At 61.2% G+C, this 22,062-nt stretch carries 19 protein-coding genes; 12 read left to right on the top strand and 7 right to left on the bottom strand.

Annotated features, from left to right (window positions below):
- Positions 1-75 precede the first annotated feature (75 nt).
- Positions 76-513 carry a hypothetical protein gene (locus RUI03_RS04150; protein ID WP_317289023.1) on the top strand — a complete coding sequence of 146 codons (438 nt, stop codon included), beginning with the start codon at positions 76-78 and terminating at the stop codon, positions 511-513.
- Positions 514-685: 172 nt separating this feature from the next.
- Here the strand turns inward: RUI03_RS04150 and RUI03_RS04145 are convergent, their stop codons facing one another.
- Positions 686-3,760, bottom strand: coding sequence for an ATP-binding protein (locus RUI03_RS04145; protein WP_317289022.1), 3,075 nt, complete (start codon positions 3,758-3,760; stop codon positions 686-688).
- A gap of 154 nt (positions 3,761-3,914) precedes the next feature.
- On the opposite strand from RUI03_RS04145, the gene RUI03_RS04140 reads away from it, so the two are divergent.
- Together RUI03_RS04140 and RUI03_RS04135 are read left to right on the top strand one after the other, a co-directional pair.
- Positions 3,915-4,916, top strand: coding sequence for a patatin-like phospholipase family protein (locus RUI03_RS04140; RefSeq protein WP_317289021.1), 1,002 nt, complete (start codon positions 3,915-3,917; stop codon positions 4,914-4,916).
- Between the two features lie 78 nt (positions 4,917-4,994).
- Positions 4,995-5,489 (top strand): DUF302 domain-containing protein, encoded by a 495-nt coding sequence (locus tag RUI03_RS04135; protein ID WP_317289020.1) that lies wholly within the window; start codon positions 4,995-4,997, stop codon positions 5,487-5,489.
- Here RUI03_RS04135 and RUI03_RS04130 read toward each other — a convergent pair.
- A complete protein-coding gene (locus RUI03_RS04130; protein WP_317289019.1) occupies positions 5,475-5,699 on the bottom strand; it encodes a hypothetical protein in 225 nt (74 codons plus the stop codon). The genes RUI03_RS04135 and RUI03_RS04130 overlap by 15 nt on opposite strands.
- 137 nt (positions 5,700-5,836) lie before the next feature.
- On the opposite strand from RUI03_RS04130, the gene RUI03_RS04125 reads away from it, so the two are divergent.
- Together RUI03_RS04125 and RUI03_RS04120 are read left to right on the top strand one after the other, a co-directional pair.
- On the top strand, positions 5,837-6,223 hold the full coding sequence (locus tag RUI03_RS04125; RefSeq protein ID WP_317289018.1) for a helix-turn-helix transcriptional regulator: 387 nt from the start codon (positions 5,837-5,839) through the stop codon (positions 6,221-6,223).
- A 57-nt stretch (positions 6,224-6,280) separates the two neighbouring features.
- Positions 6,281-6,730, top strand: a complete 450-nt coding sequence (locus tag RUI03_RS04120; protein ID WP_317289017.1) for a MaoC family dehydratase — start codon at positions 6,281-6,283, stop codon at positions 6,728-6,730.
- On the opposite strand, the gene RUI03_RS04115 is transcribed toward RUI03_RS04120, so the two are convergent.
- From RUI03_RS04115 to RUI03_RS04100, 4 genes are all read right to left on the bottom strand, one after another.
- Complete coding sequence (locus RUI03_RS04115; RefSeq protein ID WP_317289016.1) at positions 6,727-8,406, bottom strand: ATP-binding protein; 1,680 nt, start codon at positions 8,404-8,406, stop codon at positions 6,727-6,729. The two genes, RUI03_RS04120 and RUI03_RS04115, sit on opposite strands and share 4 nt — an antisense overlap.
- Positions 8,407-8,438: 32 nt before the next feature.
- Positions 8,439-9,275 carry a HAMP domain-containing sensor histidine kinase gene (locus RUI03_RS04110; protein ID WP_317289015.1) on the bottom strand — a complete coding sequence of 279 codons (837 nt, stop codon included), beginning with the start codon at positions 9,273-9,275 and terminating at the stop codon, positions 8,439-8,441.
- Between the two features lie 102 nt (positions 9,276-9,377).
- A complete protein-coding gene (locus tag RUI03_RS04105; protein WP_317289014.1) occupies positions 9,378-11,270 on the bottom strand; it encodes a sodium:proton antiporter in 1,893 nt (630 codons plus the stop codon).
- Between the two features lie 55 nt (positions 11,271-11,325).
- On the bottom strand, positions 11,326-12,102 hold the full coding sequence (locus RUI03_RS04100; RefSeq protein ID WP_317289013.1) for an enoyl-CoA hydratase: 777 nt from the start codon (positions 12,100-12,102) through the stop codon (positions 11,326-11,328).
- Between the two features lie 335 nt (positions 12,103-12,437).
- Here RUI03_RS04100 and RUI03_RS04095 point away from each other — a divergent pair, with 335 nt between their 5' ends.
- From RUI03_RS04095 to cobS, 4 genes are all read left to right on the top strand, one after another.
- On the top strand, positions 12,438-13,415 hold the full coding sequence (locus RUI03_RS04095) for a calcium/sodium antiporter (protein WP_317289012.1): 978 nt from the start codon (positions 12,438-12,440) through the stop codon (positions 13,413-13,415).
- The gene (locus tag RUI03_RS04090) at positions 13,412-13,879 is read left to right on the top strand and encodes a hypothetical protein (RefSeq protein ID WP_317289011.1); all 468 of its coding nucleotides are present in this window, start codon (positions 13,412-13,414) and stop codon (positions 13,877-13,879) included. The genes RUI03_RS04095 and RUI03_RS04090 overlap by 4 nt, the downstream gene beginning before the upstream one ends.
- 79 nt (positions 13,880-13,958) lie before the next feature.
- Positions 13,959-15,704, top strand: a complete 1,746-nt coding sequence (locus RUI03_RS04085; RefSeq protein WP_317289010.1) for a M28 family metallopeptidase — start codon at positions 13,959-13,961, stop codon at positions 15,702-15,704.
- A 147-nt stretch (positions 15,705-15,851) separates the two neighbouring features.
- Entirely contained in the window at positions 15,852-16,841 is a 990-nt protein-coding gene (cobS, locus tag RUI03_RS04080) for a cobaltochelatase subunit CobS (RefSeq protein WP_317289009.1), read from the top strand.
- 52 nt (positions 16,842-16,893) lie between these two features.
- On the opposite strand, the gene RUI03_RS04075 is transcribed toward cobS, so the two are convergent.
- Positions 16,894-18,747, bottom strand: coding sequence for a glycoside hydrolase family 2 protein (locus tag RUI03_RS04075; RefSeq protein ID WP_317289008.1), 1,854 nt, complete (start codon positions 18,745-18,747; stop codon positions 16,894-16,896).
- Positions 18,748-18,965: 218 nt separating this feature from the next.
- Here RUI03_RS04075 and lldD point away from each other — a divergent pair, with 218 nt between their 5' ends.
- From lldD to hemN, 3 genes are all read left to right on the top strand, one after another.
- Positions 18,966-20,102, top strand: coding sequence for an FMN-dependent L-lactate dehydrogenase LldD (gene lldD / locus RUI03_RS04070; RefSeq protein WP_317289007.1), 1,137 nt, complete (start codon positions 18,966-18,968; stop codon positions 20,100-20,102).
- 54 nt (positions 20,103-20,156) lie between these two features.
- A complete protein-coding gene (arfB, locus tag RUI03_RS04065; protein ID WP_317289006.1) occupies positions 20,157-20,585 on the top strand; it encodes an alternative ribosome rescue aminoacyl-tRNA hydrolase ArfB in 429 nt (142 codons plus the stop codon).
- 64 nt (positions 20,586-20,649) lie between these two features.
- On the top strand, positions 20,650-21,999 hold the full coding sequence (gene hemN / locus RUI03_RS04060) for an oxygen-independent coproporphyrinogen III oxidase (protein ID WP_317289005.1): 1,350 nt from the start codon (positions 20,650-20,652) through the stop codon (positions 21,997-21,999).
- Positions 22,000-22,062: the final 63 nt, after the last annotated feature.

Genomic DNA, 22,062 nt, shown 5'->3' with positions numbered 1-22,062 from the left:
GATCTGCGCCGGCGTCGGGTGTGTGCCGGCGGACGTTGGGCGGCAGCACTCGCGTCAAAACGTAGCCGCGACACGATGAGCCGCTGGCAGATCATCGGCATTTATGCCGCGCTCGGTCCACCAGCGGGCGGCATCGGTTATGTCATCTCTATGCTGGCATTGGGCATTCTTATCCCGCCTGCCCACGCATTGGGCGGCGCAGAAATTATTCTGTTGCCCATTTTCGGTATATGGTTGCTCGTATGGAGCGTCTTTTTTTCGTATCCCGTGTTCCTTTTGCAGTCCGCCGTACACGGTGTTTTTGCTTCGTATTCGCGATCATCTGACGGATTGGTCAGATACTGGCCAGTGGGCCTCGCTGGTTTACTGACGGGCGCCGTTTCCATGATGCTGGCCCATCGATTTTTCACGCCAGCGCTGGATGACTCCATCGCCATCGGCTTGGGCAGTTTCATTTCATCGCTGCTGGTCACGAAGTTGTATAATTACGATCGAAGACGGGGAAAGATATGAGCAGTACGGTGCGTACTGAGTGCCAAAGGCATTTCTGTATGCTCAGCTACCTTCCTTCGCGGGCTTTTCCACAAGATCGCTATGAACGCGCCGGAAGTGCCCGGTCGCCCATAGCCATACAAAAAAGCCGGGCGCTGAGGCCCGGCTTCTTCAAATCATTCGTGAGCGGCTCTTACGACCCGCCCATCGCCTCTTTCACCGTGGCCGCGACCTTTTTCAGAGAGAACGGCTTTTGCAGGTAGAGAGAGCCTTCGATCGTGCCCAGCTTGTCGCGCATGGCGGTTTCGGCATAGCCGGACATGAAGATGACCTTCGCGCCCTTCAGCGCCTCGCCCGCCTCCTTGATCAGGGTCGGCCCGTCCATCTCCGGCATCATGATGTCGGACAGGACCACGTCGAAGGGTTCGGGTGAGTCCTCGATAATCTCCAGCGCCTCATCCCCGTCGCACGCCTCAACGATTTCATAGCCGCACATGGCGAGCGCCCGGACGACAATGTTCCGCACGCTGTCCTCATCCTCAACGATCAGAATACGGCCCTTGCCGGTCAAATCATCCACCGGCGGTTTGGCCTTGACCTGTGCCTTGGTCTTTTCAAGCTCTGCGGCCTGTTCAGCAGAGAGCGCCGGGAAGAAGATGCGGAAGGTTGCCCCCTGGCCCGGCCTGTTGTGCAGGAAGATGCGCCCGCCCATCTGGCCGATCACGCCGTGCACGGTGGACAGGCCAAGACCGGTGCCCTTGCCCTCCCCCTTCGTCGTAAAGAACGGCTCAAAGATCTTGTCCGCAATTTCTTCGGGCACACCCTTGCCGCTGTCGGAGACTTCGAGCAGGGCATAGTCGATTTCATCGAGAACGGCATAGCCAAACTCGGCCACTTCGCTCGCGGCGACGCGCCGGGACTCAATCGTCAGTTCACCGCCCTTGTCCATGGCATCGCGCGCATTCACCGCGAGGTTCATGATGGCCAGTTCCAGCTGGGACTTGTCCACCTTCACCGGCGGTACGGTGCGGCCGTGATTGACCTTCACCTTCACTTTTTCCGTCACGTAGCGCTGCACGAACGGCGTGAAATCCGCGAGGAAATCGGTCAGGGACAGCGGCTCGGACTGGAGCGTCTGCTTGCGCGAGAAGGCGAGCAGGTTCTGGGTCAGGTTACGACAGCGCTGGCCGTTTTCCCGGATCGAAACGAGGTCCGGGTAGCTGGGGTCGCCCGCCGGGTGACGGCGCATAAGAAGCTCCGTCGCGCCCATCATGGCCTGCAGGAAGTTGTTGAAGTCGTGAGCCACACTACCGGCGATCTTGCCAATGGCTTTCAGGCGCTTGTCGTGGGCATAGTCCTCTTCCATGCGTTTCTGGAAAGAGACGTCCACGGCGTAAAGCACGGTCTGGCGCGGTCCATAGGCGCCTCTGCGGCGTTTGATCGGCCGAGCATAGACGCGGAAGATACTGGCCGAGGCCCCCTCACCAATCGACACTTCGACCGGACGGGTCAGCGGCTGGTTCTGGGCACGGGAGCGCAGGGCCGCCACGATATCGCGGATCGCCACGGGCGGTAGCGCCTCGGACAGGCGGATGCCCGCTTCCGCACCAAAGGCATCACCGAACAGACGGTTGACCTCGGACAGGACGGCATCTGTGCCCGGGTCACCGGCGATCACGGCCACACCGAACGGCGCATCACCGACATCGGCGGCGAGATCCCGCCCGCCCTGTTCGGTCTGCAGCGCCGATTTCGGCATCATCTCGACACAGACAAAGCCTTCACCGACACCACCGCGACCGAACGCGGTCAGAATGACGCCGGTATGAGCGCCTGAGCGGTCACGCGAGCGGATACGGGCTTCGACCTCTTCAGGGTCTTCTTCCCACAGCGCGCTGACAATATCCTTGGCTTCGCCGAGCAGGAAGTCGCCCACGGCCAGGTCAGCGCCAACCCGGACACCCAGCAGGGAGGCGGCCTCTTCATTGATCCAGGCCAGATTGCCGGACCGCTCAAGCGCGATGACACCGCGCGGATAGTCAGCATAGGCTGCCCGCAGGCTGTCGCGCGCGTTTTCAATAGGCACCTCGCGCAGGCGCCATGCCACATGCTGTCCGCGATCTCGCATCGGGCGCACCGATACCTCGAACCGGCGGCGCGCGGCGGTCTCGCCGGGGGCGGGGCTGCCCATGATCTGGGTAATGACTTCGTCAGCGGGCTGACCGCTGCGCGCAGCCCGCGCCAGGCGGAACATCTTTGAGCTTTCGCTCCCCGCCTGGCTCAGCAACCGGTCAAGACGCGGCGGCAGGCCCGTGGCCGAGGTGACACCGGCCTCAGCGGCCAGCGCAACATAGCGGTCGTTGGCATAGACCACGACACCGTCTCGCGATGACACCATCCGCGCGTCAACATCCGCATCCAGAATGCTTTCAGCCAGTCCAAGCGCGGTCAGGATTTCACGCCCCGCCAGCACGGCAGCGTGTTTCTTCTCCTTGCCGCGCGATTTAAGCAGCACCCCGGCGAGCAGAATGGGCGAATAAGCGCGCGTGGCGGCCGCGATCAGCAGCAGGCTGCCGAACAGGAAGATGCCGGTGGCAAAAACGATGGCGACCGTCATGTCGACGCCGCCGCGTGACACCGCGTAGATCAGGCTGACCAGCACACAGACAAGCGATGCCCATACAACGTAGGGCGTCAGTCGCTCGACCGTTGGCACCCGGAAGGCGGTCTCTTTCTCATCGGCCGCGCTGTCGGCCTCCACCGGTGCTTCAGGGACAGGGACCGGATCGGACGCTGGCGCCAGTTCCTCAACGGGCGGCGAGGTCAGGATAAGATCATCATCATCGGCAATGTCTGTGGCAGCCGGCTGCGTTGTCGCTGCGAGTACCTCGTCGATCTTTGCTGCCGGGTTCACGTCCTTCAAATTGGCCTTGGCCAGCGCCTGCTCCAGCTTGCCAAGGCCGCTGGTCTCTAGACGCGCCGAAGGATCGGGCGCTGCTTTCGGCGCCGGGTTCGCCGCCGGCTCTGGAATGAGCAGCAGCTTGTCGGGATTATCCTCCGACGACAGGGTGTATTCTTCGGGAATAAACGACACCGGGACGTCGTCTTCGCTGATCGGCGCGGGCTTGTCCTCAACACGCGTAATGGTGGCCCCGACCGGTTTTTCCGGCGGTCCCGCCTTCGGTGCGGTCGAATTTTTCAGCACTCGCGCCACATCAACGGAAGGAGGCGTTTCTTCCTCTTTTCGTCCAAACCAGGGGAATGCCATATTAGCCTCTACTCTCTTCCAGTCGCCCGACAAAGCAGGGCACAAGCCCCGTCGGGAAGCCCGCTGACTCAGCGGCTGATTCCTTTGGTAATCGTAGCGCAATTCTTAACGGAAAAGGTTAACAACCGGACGCGTGAGGGAGGGTTTGAACAGTATGATGCGGCCCGATGAGACATTGGCGGTCCACCGCCAGTTGATACCGGAAGACCAGACACGACCACGGCTCGGCGTGGCGCTGGGGTCTGGCGGCGCGCGCGGCTGGGCCCATATCGGGGTCTTTCGCGCCCTTAAGGAATTGGGCGTGGAGGTCGACGTCTATGCGGGCTGTTCCGCCGGTGCGCTCGTTTCCGGCGCGGCCCTGATGGGCTTTTACGACGAGATGATCGACTGGGCGAAGTCGATTGGACCGATCGGTGCCATCAGCAGCTTTGGCGTTCATCTCAGCCGCGGCGGCCTCATCAATCCGGACAAGGCATTCGATATTTTCCGCAAGCATGACAAGCTGATCGAAGACCTGCCCAAACCCTGGGGGTGTGTCGCGACGGACCTGTCCAACGGCGAGGAAGTGTGGCTGACCCGCGGCTCGGCTTTTGAGGCCCTGCGCGCCACAAGCGCCGTGCCGATGGTCATTCAGGCCGCAAGCTACAAGGCGTTGGGCGAAGAGCACTGGCTGATCGACGGGGCAGCGTCCAACCCGGTTCCGGTCAATCTGGCGCGAGCGCTCGGCGCGGAGCGGGTCATCGCCGTGGATCTCAATGCCGTGACCCAGGCCCTGACCCGTTTCAAACGCCCGACCACCCGCGCCGTGGTGCCCGTCCTGCATCCACCTGACGAGCATACGGGCTTTGCGGCCCCCGTCGGGACATTCCTCAAAAACTGCCAACGCGGCGTCACCCGCCGTCTCGCCCTCGCCCATGCCCGCACGATGGCGCGGCCCCAGTTTTTTGAAACGGCAATCGCGACGGTGGATATTCTGCAGGCCCAGCTGGCCGAAGCGCGCGCCAATCTCGATGTCGCAGACGTGCGCCTGACCCCCGACCTGTCACTGGGGTCGGCAGCCGCATTCGACAAATGGGAGGATTTCGAACGGGTTGGCTATGAAACGACCATGGCCAGCCGGGAAAAGATCCTTGCTGCAGCAGCCTTTGCCAGATGACGGGTTTGAAATGTTAAGACTGGTCCCCATCTTGCATGAACGGGTCCCGTCGACCCGCGCTGAAAAGAAATACGTGTCATGAAACGCCTTGCCCTGTTGCTGCTCGCTGGCCTCGCCGCCTGCTCCCAGTCAGAAGCCACCTCGGCCAAGCCCGCGGTCAGCGCGACCACGGGCAATGTCGTACAGGACCGTTTCCGCATCTATGAAAGCCAGATTGACCATGGCGGGACCCTGACAGCGCTGTTCAACGCGCTCGACCGCCGCGACCTCATCGTTTTTGCGGTGATCGATCATGCCGCCGGCGCCCAGAGCGCCGGGATGAGCCTCGAGCCATCGACCCTTGTCATTTTCGGCAGCCCGAAGAGCGGTACGCCGCTCATCCAGATTGAGCCCCTTCTCGGCATTGAACTGCCCATGCGCGCGCTCGTCTACGACCGCGACGGCACAACCTTTCTTGCAGTGACGGGGATGAGCTTCCTCAAGCGCGAATATGCGCTGGGCGACAATACGGCCATTGCCGATCAGGCCGCGAGTGCGCTTGATTCCATCGCCAAGGAATCAACCCGGCTCTGAACGCGTGTCATTGTCGTTGTGACCACGCGGCCGCACCGGCGCATCGCTGATCTGCTGGATCATTTCATGAATTTGCGGTGACAGACCAACGAGGCTGAGCACTGTCCTGCGGAAGGGTCTGTCGCGCATCAGCGCCAGCACCATCATCACCGCCCGATCATCATTGATTGAACTGATCGCTTCGCCAATAGCGTCATCACGCTGGCCCATCCTCTCTCCCCCCTCGTCGCATGAGCGAACGGCTGTGATGTAGCATGACCAGCAAAAAACGCAATCAGGACTAGCAATTACAAAATAATTCCCGTACAGGTTGATTGATGTATCGACACGCCGGAAATTTTCAGACTATGAAGACGCTTTCTTCTCCTCCCACGTCCCATGACGATATAAGCCAGCCCCGCCAGGTGAGCGCCCTTGACCGGTTGATCGGTCAGCAAGTGCGAAGTTTTCGCGAGGCGAAGGGCCTCTCGCAGCAGGATCTCGCCGGTCAGTGTGGCGTATCCTTCCAGCAATTGCAGAAATATGAACGCGGCGTGAACCGCCTTCCCGCAGCTCGCCTGCACCAGCTGGCCAGCAGTCTCGACCGCCCCATCGCTGCCTTCTTCAACACCCCGGACGAGGCGCAGGTCATGCATGCCGCCCTGCAGGATCGGCTGCGCACCGCGATTGTTGAACTCGATACCCGGACATTGCAGGTGTTGGTCGATCTGGTGGACCGTCTGCATCCGGCCTGATTGCTTTACCGGCGCGCGCGAGTGTGGTGTGGAGGTCCAAAAGAAAAGGAGCGCACCATGCCAGGGCTTTGGTTTGAAGAATTCTCGGTCGGTCAGGTGTTCGATCATGAATGGACCCGCACCGTGACCACCAGCGACAACATGCAGTTCTCGCTGATGACCATGAACCCCCAACCGCTCCACATCGATCACCATGCCGCTGCGCAAAGCGAGTTTGGCCGTCCGCTGATGAACAGCCTGTTCAGCCTGGGACTGCTGGTCGGCATGACGGTGAATGATACGACGCTGAACACAACCGTCGCCAATCTGGGGATGGACAAGGTCGTCTTTCCGGCCCCGCTGTTCGAAGGCGACACCGTCCACGCGCGCACCACGGTAAAAGACGTCAGACCGTCAAAATCCCGGCCCGGCCAGGGCATCGTCACCTTCCTCCACGAACTGTTCAAACAGGATGACACTCTTGTCGCGTCCTGTGAGCGGGCCGCCCTGATGAAAGGGCGCCCTTAAGCGCCTGGGTCGACTGCCGGTGGCGGCGGCAGCGGTGCCTCCGCCTCAAAATCGGCGTCCGTACCATCAAAATTGCCGCAAGACCGCCAGCGTTGCACCATGGCTTCGACCGCGTCGAAGTCGATCGTCTCGCCTGGTGGCCGGGCCACATGTTCAGTCGGGATAGCGGCGGCAGGCAGCGGCGAGATCGCCATGCGACCCGCCAACGGCACGCCGCGGCCGACGCCGATGGCCTCGCCTGTCCCCAGATTGCTGACAGCCGCGAGATAGGCCCCGGCCGCCTCAGGCAGCATGTCTTCGACCGCTTCGATCTCAAGCTGGCTCGAAATACGGTGCACAAAGAAGGTTGAACACTGGGCCGTGACTTCGCGGCTCAGACTGCGCGGATCACTAGCCACAACGCCGATGGTCGTGCCGAGCTTTTTGGGCCGTCCACCCAGCTTGATGAGCGCGTTCAATGAGAGGGCGGCCGCCTCATCCGGCGACTGTTCTGGCGCAAAACGAGCGGCATCGTCGAGCAGAATAAGCGTGCGGCGATTGCCCCCGCCCCATTCCGCCAGCGCCGTCGCCAGGCGGCAGACCACAGAGACGACGAGTTTGTCCACACCAGCCGTCAGTGTACCAAGCTGCAACACGGACATGGGCGGTGAATTGGCCTCTAGCCGGAAAAGACGTTTGACCAGTTCCGCCAGATTATCCGTTGGCGCAATATTCCCGAAGATGACCGACAGTCGCGGATCGCCCGACGCCGTGAGCAGTCGGGTTCTCAGCCGGCGATAGGTCCGCGCGTGCCGGATATCGTCGCTCTGAGCGTTTTTCTCAAGATAGGCCAGCAGGTCTGTAATCCGGTAGGGCAGCGGCGCATCGGCCGATACCATGCCGGTATGGGTGGTCACCGTGGAGCCATCCTTGTGCCGCGTCCCGCGCTGCAGGAACCGCACGCGCGCGGCGGGTACCCCCTCTTCCAGCGCACTGCGTTCATCGGCATCAAGCGGCCCGCCATTCAGGGACAGGACCCACAGCAGTTCCTCAAAGGACAGCAGCCAGTGGGGAATGAGCCCAGGTTCTGGCCGTATGCAAACGGCTGCCTTGCCAAAAGATCGGCCAAATTCATTATACGGATCGATCAGCAGCGTGTTGACTTCATGCCGGTGCCGCAACAGGGCGCGGACGAGAGACGCCATACTGCAGCTCTTGCCGCTGCCGGACGCACCGAAAATGGTAAAACCGCCTTCGACCAGACCTACGCCGTCAATGGTGGCTGCCACATCATGCTGCCCAAGAATGACACCGAACGGATAGGCTGTGTCATCACCGTTGCGGAACAGTCGCCGCAGATCTGTCGGCGCCGCCTTGTAGGCGATGTCCCCGAGAGCGGGCGGCAGGGGTATGGACTGACTGAACACGGGTGCGTCGGCGCGGGTGCCGAGCGTCCCGGCCAGCTCGACCTGCGCGATCCACAGATCGTCACCATCGCTTTCAAGACCCGGTGCAGGCGCATTCATGCCGGAGACAACGCCGACCGTAGACTGACCATCCCCCGCAATGATGACCATGTCGCCAAGCCGCACCGCGCGGCGTGCATCGGCGCTGATATCGATCATCACAAGGATATCGCGGCCCGTATTGGCCACGACACGTCCCAGCCGTGTCCGCCCCACCACGGAGGTCGACATGGCATCGCTTTCCGATTTCCGTAACGCTCCCATCAAGACGCCAATTGCTCCGCCAGCTGCTGGTGTTCCTGCGAAGCGACGGGCAACGCGAAACGGATCAACGTTCCTTTTTCGCCAAGGGTCTTAATATTGAATTTACCTTGGTTAAGCTCGATAAAACTTTTCGCGATGGGCAGGCCCAGCCGAAAGCCTTCAAACTTGCGGTCCAGGCCCTCATGGAACTGCTCGAAAACGCGCAGGGCGTCGTCGATATCGGCCTGGGTCGGGCCCTCGGCCAGACATTCGATAGCGGTGTAGACGAAGCCCTCGCTCTTGCCGCCGAGGCCGGGACGGATCGTCACGTGAATCTCAGCGTGATCTTCGGCCGAGCCCACGAGATAATCGATAATATGCTGGATGGCCGTTGATACCTTGTCCGGGTCCGCATCGACCACCGGGATGCCGGCAGGCAAATCCAGTGTGAAGCTCGCCTGCCCCGCCAGTTGTTCCCGGACCTGATCGATCGTCTGTTCGACCACATCGACGGCTGAAAACGCGCGCCGCCGCAATTTGGCGCCGCCACTTTCAGCGTCGGCAATCTCGAGAATCGTGTTGATATGCGACAGGAGAAGATCCGCAGACTGCAGGATATAGTCGAGATATTCGCCGCGTTTTTCCTCGGTCAGGCCCATGGCCTCGGCATCCTTGAGAAGCCCGGCAAAGCCCGTGATCGCGTTGAGCGGCGTGCGCAGCTCATGGTTCATATTGGCGAGAAAAGCACCGCGCGCGCGATAGGCCAGCTCGGCATCCACTTTGGCCGCACGCAGGGTGATAGCCGATTGCTGCCGGCGAAGCGCATCACCGAACGTCTCTGAATACGAGCTGAGCAAATTCCCCTTCCGGCGTCCCGGGCGGGGGGTGACCATAGCCGGCATCGCCGTGACCCTAACAACCGCGTCATTAAGGTATCAGCCATGTTGGTTAAGCGGGAGTTAAGGCGAGACTTTATCGATGGCGGCCTGTTTGCGCGCCTCGAGCTCCTCAGCCTCTTTCGACCGGCTCATCTCGACCTCCGTCTCCGGCTGAACCGGCTTGCGCTCTGCCGGCGGCACATAGGCGAGGACGCGATCCCCGTTCTGCGGTTCCAGCGGTGATTCCTCGGTGTCGAAGACGAGCACGCCCTTGCGCAGGGCCATCACGAGCATGGCATCGTCAGGGAGGCCCTCATTGTACTTCTCGACGGTAAATTCCTCCGACAGCTTCGTGAACTGGAAGGCCCACCCCGCCCAATGGCGACGCAGAAGTTCATCAAGGCTGATCTCCACGCTGAGGAAACTGCGACCGCGCAGGGAATAAGAGACGGTCGTCCGGCTCTCATCACGGCGTTGGGCGGTCAGCTGATAGGTCTTGGCGCGGTCCATTTCGGGCGCAAGGTCTGTACAGACAAGTGCGTTATGCGCCTCGTTTCCGCCAAGCGCGAGCAGGTACCCAAAGCGTGAGAACTCGATATGGTGCTCACTGACTTCCGACAGGATCTCACCATAGAAGGTATCGAGACCGGCCTGGCGTGCGCTGCGCAGGCGCCGGAAGCTGGGGTCCGCGACAAGCACAGGAATGTCGAATTCACGGATCCGCTTGGCCAGTTCAATGGACCAGGGCGATGCCCCGACAATCAGCACACCCGGCGGCAGGGTCGATGCGAGGCCGAGCATCCGTCCCAGCGGCGCAATCGTGAAGCCGTGCAGGATCACGGTCGCGAAAACCATCGCAAAGGCCAGCGGCACCATCAGCATGCCATCCTCCACGCCGTCCGCTGCCATCAGGCCTGCGAACAGGCCGGACACCGCAACGGCCACGATCCCGCGCGGCGCAATCCACGCCAGCATCAGGCGTTCAGGCCATTTCAGATCGGTACCGATGGTCGAGAAAATGACACTGACGGGCCGGACCACGAACAGCATCACCGCCACGAACAGAATGGCGCGGCCATCAAGCTGGCCCAGCGTCTCCCACGACAGGTTCGCGGTCAGAATGACGAACACCCCTGCGACGAACAGAATGGCGATGTTTTCCTTGAAGTGCCGCAACTGGTTGATACTGGGCATCTTCACATTGGCCATGGTCACGCCCATCGCCGTGACGGCCAGCAGGCCGCCCTCTTCCTGAATGACATTGGCCAGGGCAAAGGTGCCAAGCACGGTGGTCAACAGAACCGGCGATTTGAGATATTCCGGTACCCAGCCGCGGCGGAACACGACCGCCATCAGCCAGCCCACCAGCACGCCCCACAGGACGCAGAGAATGGTCCCGATGATCAGACTGCCGAAGACCTGAAAATCCGTCAGGTTCGAGATGTTCCGAGTGTGTAGATATTCGTAGACGATGACGGCAGCCAGCGCGCCGACCGGGTCATTGATGATGCCTTCCCACTTCAGCAGCGCCGATGGACGGGATGTCAGCTTCGCTTGCCGCAGAAGCGGCATGATGACCGTCGGACCGGTCACAATCATGATCCCGCCGAAGACAATCGCGGTCGGCCAGCTCAGCCCTGCAATGTGATGCGCCGCCATCGCGCCGAGCACCCAGGCGATGGGCCCGCCGACAAAACACAACTGGACGACACCGCGGCCAAGGCCTTTCAGCTCCCTGAATTTAAGCTGCAGTCCCCCCTCAAACAGGATGACCGCCACCGCCACCGAGATGATTGTCCGGTAGAACTCGCCGAAAGTCGCTTCAGGCTGAAGGATGTGAAACACGGGGCCAGCCAGCAGGCCGGCAATCGACATCAGCACGATGCCTGGCAGGTTGAACCGCCACGCCATCCATTGGGCGCCAACGCCGAGCACGCCGATCAGAGCGATGGCGAGAAGGAGGGTCTCAGTCACGGGCTGGCCGTCATGCATGGCGATTGTCGGCCTCTCGTCCGGAGTGCTGGATCATTTACTTGTGCTTGAAGATTGGCTGCCGCTTCTCAACAAAGGCGCGCATGCCTTCTTTCTGATCTTCCAGCGCAAAGATACTCTGGAACGCGCGTCTTTCAAACAGCACGCCCTCAGACAGGCTGGTCTCGAACGAGCGGTTCACGCATTCCTTGACCATCATGGCGACAGGCTTTGAAAATTCAGCGATTTTGCCTGCTACCTGAAGCGTTGAGGTCATCAGATCTGACGCGGGCACCACGCGCGCGACAAGCCCGCTGCGCTCGGCTTCTTCCGCCGTCATCATGCGACCGGTCAGGCACATTTCCATGGCCTTGGCCTTGCCGATGGCGCGGGTCAGGCGTTGGGTCCCCCCAGCGCCCGGTACGGCACCGATCGTGATCTCCGGCTGACCGAACTTGGCGTTGTCAGCGGCGATGATGAAATCACACATCATGGCCAGCTCGCAGCCGCCGCCCAGGGCATAGCCCGCCACAGCGGCAATAATGGGTTTGCGGACCTTGGTGGCCTGCTCCCAGTTCTTGGTGATGAAGTCCTCGACATAGGCATCGGCGGAGGTCTTCTCGCTCATTTCCTTGATGTCGGCGCCGGCCGCGAAGGCGCGCTCTGACCCGGTAATGACAATCACGGAGATCGTGGGCTCCGCATCGGCCTTCACCAGGGCTGATGTCAGCTCGTCCATCATCTGGCGGTTGAGGGCGTTCAGCGCCTCTGGCCGGGAAAGCGTTATGATGTGAACCCGTTCTTCCGTCCGGGTGTCGATCATCTCGTAAGCCATGCCTGCTCCTTTGGCGTCTCACTGAATCGCCGCGCTTACGCGCCGTATCGCACTGCAGCAACCCAAGATGATAGTGCGGTGTCCGGAAAGGTCATCTCAACGGGTGACGAAACGCGAAGCACCCTATATAGGGGGGCAGAACCAATTTGTGCGAGGATCTTACATGGCCGGCTATATCCCTCTTCTGACGATTATCGGCTTCGTTGTGGCGCTGTTCGTCCTGAACCGTCTCGAAAAGGGCCGGTTCGACTGAACCGAGGCTGTCCTGCCGCGCGATGTCGCGGCGGTCCTGACCATCTCTATCTGCCCCCTTACCGAAGAGGTCGCTCGCGCCAATGGTCTTTGATCTCGCTTTTGTCGTTCTGGGACTGGTCATTCTGCTGGCCGCCGGGGACGCCCTCGTGCGCGGGGCCGTCGGCCTTGCCAGCATGCTCGGCATACCCGTCCTCGTCATCGGCCTGACGATTGTCGCCTTTGGCACATCAGCACCAGAGCTCGTGGTATCGATCCAGGCCGTGCTCAACGGCAATAATGGCATCGCGATCGGCAATATTGTTGGCTCCAATATCGCCAACATCCTGCTGGTCCTCGGCCTGCCCGCCATGTTCGCGGCCATTTCGCTGGACTGGTCAGGGCTGAAGCGGCACGCCGCCGTCATGCTCATCGCCACCGGCCTTTTCGCCTTCGTGGTCTATCAGCACGGCATTCTCGACACGACCATGGGCGTGCTCATGCTCGCCGCCATCGCCGTCTATATCGCCTATATTGCGATTACTGCCATGGCTTCCGGCAAACCCGACCCCGCGCTTCTCGAAGAAGTCGAAGAGATCGCGGGCGGCAGTTCCGGGGGGACCGGCAAGACCATCCTGTTTCTGGTTGCGGGCCTGATCGGCCTGCCGCTCGGCGCGCATTTCCTCGTCACCCACGGGGCCGACCTCGCCCGCGAGCTCAATGTGCGCGAGGAGATCATCGGCCTCACCATTGTTGCCTTTGGCACGTCCCTGCCTGAACTCGCGACCGTCTGGGCCGCCGCCATGAAACGCGAAGCGGAAGTCGCAGTGGGCAATGTCGTGGGCTCCAACATCTTCAATATCCTGTTTGTCGGCGGGGCCACCGGCCTTGTGGGTCAGACCACATTTGGCGAAGCCACGCGGACAATCGACGTCCCCGTCATGGCCGCATCGGCCGTCGTCCTCGCCCTCATGATCTTCGCCAAGAGCAAGATCAGCCGCGCGCTCGGGGCTGTGTTCGCCATCCTCTATGTGGGCTATATAATCTTCACCGGTATGAGCGCCGGCGGACCCGCCCTGTGAGTACGACATCATCAGCGCGTTTTGCCGTCACCGCCCTTGGCGCCTGTGACGGCCAGGCGCTGATCGATGCGCTGACCCGGCAGGGCAACGAGGTGACTGAAGCCGCCGATCACCACGTCATCCTGATCGACCGCGTGCCAGACGAAGCGCTGATCACCGAATGGAAAGAGCGTTTTCGCGGTCAGACGGCCGACATTACCCTGACCATCATTCACCTTGGCGACGCCGATGCCGAGCGCCATGCCGCCCGCTATGAGGCCGAGCAGGTTCAGACCATGATTGCCTATCTGGCCGTGGAACTGGCCTACCACGTCCGCGCCTGCGCGATCTGCCTGCGTGGCGCGACGCCCGATCTGTGGGACGATACCGCCCGGACCGTCGCTTTTGTCGCCGACTGCACGGGGGTGACCGGTCAACTGTTCAGGCTGCCTGATCCCATGCCCGGCAGTGTCGCTGTCGGCTGACCCAACGGGTCGGTTGTCGAGGCTGCCAGCTTCCCCTAGTTTCAGCCGCAATAAACCTTGCCATGCCTCAGGAGGCCCAATGATACGGTACCTAACACCGGCCCTTGCCCTGCTCATGGTGGCCTGCGCCGCCGAGGACGACCCCGCCACGACAGCCACCGATGCGGCAACGCCTGATTCGGCGACGGCCCGCAGCGACGCGGCAACAATGTCCGATGTGGGACCAGACGGCATTGCCCTGCCAGCCATCGAGGAAGCGGGCCTGCGCGAGCACCTCTCCGTCCTGGCCTCTGACGAGTTTGAAGGCCGCGCGCCAGCCACCAAGGGCGGCAAAAAAACGCGCGAATATTTGATCGCCGAGATGAAGCGCATCGGCCTCGAGCCTGCCAATGGCGACAGCTATGAGCAGCCTGTGGGCCTCGTCGAACAGACGATGATCCCGCAGCAATCCTCGCTCAGCCTGACCAAGCCCGACGGCAGCACCTGGCCACTGACCTATCGTCAGGATGCGGTCTATTGGTCCAAGCAGGTCAAGCAGGACATCAGCATCGAGGACAGCGAACTTGTGTTCGTTGGCTTTGGCGTTGTGGCGCCGGAATATGGCTGGAATGACTATGAGGGCCTCGATGTCGAGGGCAAGACCGTCGTCATGCTCGTCAATGACCCGGGCTTCTATCTCGAAGATGAGCTCTTCAATGGTCGTTCCATGACCTATTATGGTCGGTGGACGTACAAATATGAAGAAGCAGCCCGCCAGGGCGCGGCCGCGGCACTCGTCATTCATGAGACCGACCCTGCGGCCTATGGCTGGGGCGTCGTGGAAGGCTCATGGTCCGGGCCACAGCTTGACCTTGAACGCCCCGATGAAGGCGCGAGCCGCATTCCGCTTGAAGGCTGGATCACCAAGGACGTGGCCGAAGCCATCTTTGAAGACGCCGGACTGGACTATGCCGAGGCCAAACAAGCGGCCCTGTCGCCGGACTTCACGCCCATGCCGCTGACCGGTTTCAGCGCCACCGCGACGATGAAGAATGCAATCAACCGCAGTGAGTCCGCCAATGTCGCGGGCAAGCTGGTGGGAACGAAGCACCCGGACGATTACGTGCTCTATATGGCCCATTGGGACCATCTCGGTAAGACATTCGCAGCCGTCGGCGGCGACACCAAGGACACGATCCACAACGGTGCCGTCGACAATGCCACCGGGACCGCAGGTCTTCTCGGGATTGCGGAGAGCTTTGCCAATGCGGCCGTGCCGCCAGAGCGCTCCATCCTGTTCCTTGCCGTGACAGCGGAAGAATCGGGCCTTCTGGGCTCGGCCTATTTTGGCGAAACGCCACTGGTGCCGTTCAAGAACATCGTTGGCGGTATCAACATGGACGCGGTCGCCCCGTCAGGCCCGGCAAAGGATCTGATCGTGGTCGGCTATGGCGCCTCGGAACTCGAAGACATTCTGAAGACCGTTGCTGAAGCGGACGGCAAATATCTGCGCCCCGATGCGTCACCGGAAAAGGGCTATTTCTACCGCTCGGACCATATCAGCCTCGCCAAGAAAGGCGTGCCGATGCTGTATCTTGATGTCGGTATCGACAAGATTGAAGGCGGCGAAGAGGCCGGCCGGGCGTGGGACGAAGAGTACACCGCCAACCGCTATCACAAGCCGGCCGACGAATATGACGAGAGCTGGGATATGCGCGGCCTGGTCGAGACTTTCTCGATCATGCGCGATGTGGGCAAGACCCTCGCCTATTCCGAGGACTGGCCGACCTGGTATGACGGCAATGAGTTCCGCGCCCTGCGGGACGAGCAGATGGCCGACCGATAGGACGATAAAGGGGCGGTCGATCCGCCCCTTTTCTTTTCATGCGACATGGCACCACGTGTGGCCACATCCCCGCTGGACCGGGGCCGGGTTGAACGCGCCGTCGAGGTCCGCTAGCGGTGGACCTTCATTTTCAGCCAGGGATACGTCATGAGCACTGACGCGGAATCAGTCTTTCTTGAGATGCCGGACACCACGGTGTCGGCGAAAGAGGTGTTCGGACTGCCGTTCGACATGACGGTGCCGGCCTTCTCGACATCCAATGAATATGTCCCGGCGATTGACGACACCTATCGCTTCGACCCGCAGACGACGCTCGCCATTCTGGCCGGCTTCTCGTTTAACCGCCGCGTCATGGTTCAGGGCTATCACGGCACGGGCAAGTCGACCCATATTGAGCAGGTAGCGGCGCGCCTCAACTGGCCGTGTGTACGGATCAACCTCGACAGCCATGTCAGCCGGATCGACCTGATCGGCAAGGACGCCATCGTGGTCGAGGACGGAAAGCAGATCACGGCCTTCAAGGAAGGTATTCTGCCTTGGGCGTTCCAGCGCCCCGTCGCACTTGTGTTCGATGAATATGATGCAGGCCGTCCCGATGTGATGTTCGTGATCCAGCGCGTGCTGGAATCCGAAGGCCGCCTCACCCTTCTCGACCAGAACAAGGTGCTCAGCCCCAACCCATGGTTCCGCCTGTTCGCGACCACTAACACGATCGGCCTTGGCGACACGACCGGCCTCTACCACGGCACCCAGCAGATCAACCAGGGTCAGATGGACCGCTGGTCGATTGTCACGACACTGAACTATCTCGCCCATGACGAGGAAACCGAGATCGTCGCGGCCAAACTGCCCGCCTATCAGGATGAGGCTGGCCGCAAGACCCTCGATGCCATGGTCCGCGTCGCGGACATGACGCGTAATGCGCTGATGAACGGCGATATCTCCACGGTGATGTCGCCGCGTACCGTGATCGCCTGGGCGCAGAATGCGGAAATTTTCCGTGATGTGGGCTATGCGTTCCGGGTCACGTTCCTGAACAAATGCGATGAGCTTGAACGCCCGCTTGTGGCCGAGTTCTACCAGCGCGCCTTTGGCGAGGATTTGCCTGAGGCCGCGCACCTTCTCGACATCGCCTGACCGAAATCAGTTCCAAGAAAAAAGGCGGGCCATTGAGCCCGCCTTTTTTTTGTCAGCGTTCGGCCCGGCCCGCGTAGTAGTCGGACAGAACGTCAAAGGCTTCTTTTCGTTCGCCGGTCTCGGAGATTAGTCCCTTGCGGTTCCAGCCATTCTGATAGACCGGGTGCTGACGACGCGGTGACCGGAAGTCCTTCAGGATCCATGGTGAGAGGCCTGCCAGGAACGGGACATGGTCGGCCATCTCAAGGGTCTCGCGGTAGTACTCAGCCTGATAGTCCTCTGAGAATTTCCGCATGAGGTCGGGGTCCGCAAAGCCCTTTTGCGCCCCTGCCCCCAGCTCGGAAAAGATCATCGGCTTGTCGTGATCTGAGCGCCAGCGAACTTCGCTGACATCGGCGAGCGGGACAGAGCCGTACCAGCCATTATAGGTATTCACCGACAACACATCGAGACTGTCCGACAGCGGATCATCGACATGAGCCGTCAGCACACCGTCCTCTGATTTTGTTTCGGTCAGTAGCGCGGCCGTGACGAGACGCGTCGGGTCGAGCGCCCGAACTGCATCGGCCAGGGTCATCATGAACCGGTTGCGCGCGTCCGACAGCGGCGTTTCGTTGCCGATACTCCACAGGACGATTGATGCCCGGTTGCGGTCACGCAGGATGTTTTCCTGCTGCATCGCCAGAGCGGCATCAAGCGTTTCCTCATTGGTCCAGTCGATGCGCCAATAGACGGGGATTTCTGACCAGACGAGCAGGCCCATTTCATCGGCCAGGCGTGTTGTCAGTTCGGCATGCGGATAATGGGCCAGACGGACGAAATTGCCGTTCAGGCCATCCTTGATCTCTGTGAACAGCGCCCGCACCGCCTCCTCCGTCATGATGCGCGAGGGATCGGGTCCCATTTCTTCTTCATGCATGGAAATACCACGCAGGAAGATCTTCTCGCCGTTCAAGAGGATGTCGGTGCCGTCCACGGCAATCGTTCGGAAGCCGACCCGATCCTCGACGCTATCCTTGCCGCTCTGGACTTTGATGTCATAGAGCGATGGATTGTCCGGTGACCATTTTTCAAGCGCGGCAGGCACGTTTGTCGTGGTGGACCAGTGCCCCTCCGCATCAGCCTTGCCCGACAGTGAGACATTCAGGGCCGGGATCGAAACCTGAATTTTCTGACCGGCGGCTTTCGGCCCGTCCAGCTGCACGTCGAACGCCATGGTGTCGGCGTCGGTCAGGCGCGCAAAGACGTCGTCAACGAATGTTTCCGGCAGTTGGATAAGCTTCACGGACCGGGTGATGCCGCCATAGGTTTCCCAGTCGGTGACGGGCGGCGGCACGCTCGTTTCATCCCGCACGGAATCGACACCCACGCTCAGCACATTCTCACCGGGCTTGAGATGGTCCGTCACCTCAAACAGGAACGGGGTGAACCCGCCCTCATGCTCACCCAGCTTGGTGCCGTTCAGATAGACATAGCTGCGGTAATTGGCAGCGCCGAGACGGACAAAGCTGCGTTCGCCCTTCTTGATCGTAGGTGTGAAGATTTTCTGGTACCAGACAAGACCCTGGTAGTGGCGCATTTCCGGTGCGTGATTGATCCAGGAAGATGGCAAATCGACCTTGTCCGCCTTGCGCATGTCATATTCAAACAATGCCGACGGATTTTCCCTAGTGTAGGCATCCACGTCCCGCGGGTCGAAGCGCGCATAGCCCTGGCCAACCGGGCCGCCATGGAACCCGGCAAGACCGTCCCGATAGGGATCGACCGAATAGGTCCATTCGCCGTCCAGCGACTGACCATCGCGACTGTCCGCATTCACGATCAACGGATCTGCGGCAGCGGCCTGGGCGACCGCGCCAATGACGACCGAAAACGCGGCCAATATCCGCTTGCGTGCTGATGTCATGGACATTTCTCCCTTATGATTTTGTTACATCCCTTCTGCGGCATCGCTTGCCTGCTGTCGACCGTGCCATGGGCAGCATTCCTGTCCCACATTATACATTTACGCCCATATGGTCGGCAATTTTACAGGTAAAGTCTTTCCCTGATCTGCGGTGATGACTAGGACAGGCCGTCTTGCCCTCGCCCGCCCCCGTGCGGGCTGACCGTCCAAAGGTGACTATGCTGGTTTCATCCCCGGAGGATTATCGCGAGGCGGCACGACGTCGCCTGCCCCGCTTCCTCTTCGACTACATCGATGGCGGCTCCTATACGGAGGCCACGCTGGCCCGCAATGTCATGGACCTGCGGGAGATCGCGCTGCGCCAGCGGGTGCTGAAGGGATCCGAGACCATCGATTTGGCCACGACGCTGTTTGGCGAGACCCTTGGCATGCCATTGACCCTCGCGCCTGTCGGGCTGACCGGCATGTATGCCCGTCGCGGCGAGGTGCAGGCTGCCCGCGCGGCTGTTCGCCACAACATTCCCTATACCCTGTCCACTGTGTCCGTGTGCCCGATCGAGGAGGTGGCAGGCGCTATCGACGTCCCCATCTGGTTCCAGCTCTATGTCCTGAAAGATCGCGACTTCATGCAGAACGTGCTGGAGCGTGCGCTGGCGGCGGGGGTCAAAACCCTCGTCTTCACCGTCGACATGCCCGTCCCCGGTGCCCGGTATCGCGATGTGCATTCTGGCATGAGTGGGCCAAACGCCGCCCTGCGCCGGATGCTGCAGGCAGTCACTCATCCCCAATGGGCGGTCGATGTGGGGTTGCGCGGTCGCCCCCATGACCTCGGCAATATCTCCGCCTATCGCGGGGCCGTCACTGGCCTGAGCGATTATATTGGCTGGCTGGGCGAGAACTTCGATCCTGCGATTTCGTGGAAAGACCTGCAGTGGATCCGCGATTTCTGGCCGGGCAACCTCGTCATCAAGGGTATTCTGGACCCGGACGATGTGGCGGATGCCAGGGCGCTGGGCGCTAATGGCCTCGTGGTGTCCAATCATGGCGGCCGGCAACTTGACGGCGTGACGTCGACCATCGCCGCCCTGCCCGCTATCCGGGCGGCGGCGGGGAATGACCTTTCGCTGATTGTCGATTCAGGATTCCGCAGCGGTCTCGACGTCGTTCGGGCGCTTTGCCTCGGGGCGGACGCGGTCAGTCTCGGGCGCTCTTACATTTATGCACTGGCCACCGGCGGCGAGCAGGCTGTCGATCAGATCCTGACGCTCTATGCCAAGGAAATGCGCGTGGCGATGACGCTGATCGGCGCCAGCTCGATCGCGTCGCTCAATCCAGACATGGTCAGCAAATTCTAGGCCTCAAGCGTTTTGTCCTTTGCCGAACCCGTCAGCGGGGCCTAGGTCATCTTCATGCTGTACATCACGCCCGACCTGACCCTGCCGGAAAGCCAGATTGAAGAGAGCTTCGTTCGCGCTTCCGGCCCAGGCGGCCAGAACGTCAACAAGGTATCGACCGCGGTTCAGCTCCGCTTCGACCTCGGCGCGAATACCGACCTGACCTATGCCCAGAAAAGTCGTCTGCGACGCAAGGCCGGGCAGCGACTGACCAAGTCGGACGTGATCATCATCCAGGCCGACCGCCACCGCTCCCAGAGCGCCAATCGTGAGGATGCCCGCCGACGGCTGGCAGAACTCGTCCGCTCGGCGCTGACCCCGCCAGCCAAGCGCATCCCCACACGGCCCGGCCGCGGGGCCATTGAGCGCCGGCTGAACGCCAAGAAGCAGAAGGGCCAGGTCAAGGCCGGCCGCAGCGGGAAGTGGTCGGCGCAGACCGACTGAAGCCGTCCCGCGTCAATTTGACCAAAGTCATATCGCGACGGGCCGGGCAACCTATTGTGCCCCCATGAAACCGGCCTGGCATCCCTATCTGCAGCGCAACGTTCCGCGGTACACGAGCTATCCATCGGCGCTCGCCTTCTCGGAAGATGTGGGAACGCCGCAGCTGGAGACGGCATTGAGCGGCATCGGCCAGTATGAACCGATCTCACTTTACCTCCACATTCCATTCTGCAAGCAGCTTTGCTGGTATTGCGGCTGCAACATGCGCGTGGAGAACCGTGACGAGCGGATTGCTGCCTATGCGGATGATCTGATCAGTGAGCTCGGCCTGCTCGGCGCGCAGCTGGCAGGTCGCGGACGCCTGACCCAGGTCCATTTTGGCGGCGGCACCCCCAATACGCTGCAGGCACGGGACCTTGAACGTCTGCTGGCCGCAATCGAGGACAATTTTCGCCTGACAGACGCGACGCCCGTCGCCATGGAAATTGATCCGCGCCTCTGCAGCGCCTTTCAGGCCGCGCATCTCGTTCGTGCGGGGATCAACCGCTTCAGCATCGGCGTGCAGGACTTCCATGAGGACGTTCAGCGCGCCATCAATCGCGTCCAGCCGTTCGAGCTGGTACGGGATTGCGTCGCCATGCTGCGTCAGGGCGGGGTCAGGGATATCAGCCTTGACCTGCTATACGGTCTGCCCAAGCAAACCGGGAGGGGTTTCGCGGACACGGTCAGTCGCTCAATTTCACTGGCCCCGGACCGCATTTCGCTGTTCGGCTATGCGCATCTGCCAGCCCGGCTGAAACATCAGCGTCTGATCAATGAGCGCGACCTGCCCTCGCGTGACGAGCGAACGGAACTGGCCGAGATGGCCGCCCAGCAGCTGGAAGAGGCAGGTTATCAGCGGATTGGCTTCGACCACTTCGCCTTGCCCACAACACCGATTGCAGAGGCAGCGCGCCGTCACACGCTGAACCGAAATTTTCAGGGTTACACAGAAGATTGCGCCAATGTGGTGATCGGCGCCGGCGTCAGTGCGATCAGCTCCGTTCACGGCACGATTGTTCAGAATGCCAAGGATCTTCGGGCGTGGCAGGCTCGATTGCGTGCAGGCGCGCTGACAGCCAACCGCGGTGTCATCGCGACGCTGGAGGAGGAAGATCTGGGCGACTGGATCAAACGCCTCCTCTGCGACATGCGCGCCAGCCTGACCCGGTATTTCGATATCATCCAGGCCGATGGCCCGACATGCGAAGGCATTATCAATGCCCTGCAGCCCTTTGTCATCGACGGCATTATCTCTATTGATGGCGACGATGTCGTCGTTGCACGTGAAGCCACGCCGCTGGCCCGGGTCGTGGCTGCCGTCTTTGATCCTCATGTGAACGACATTCAACGCTATGCCTCGCCAGCGGTCTGACCGCAAAAGGTTTGCAGTAAGCAACCACAACACAGCCTCATGTTGAGATTTGGCCAACGCAGG

Origin of the sequence: Parvularcula sp. LCG005 (genome assembly GCF_032930845.1) — a bacterium.
Classification (GTDB): Bacteria; Pseudomonadota; Alphaproteobacteria; order Caulobacterales; family Parvularculaceae; genus Parvularcula.
This window is presented reverse-complemented; position numbering and strand designations above follow the sequence as displayed.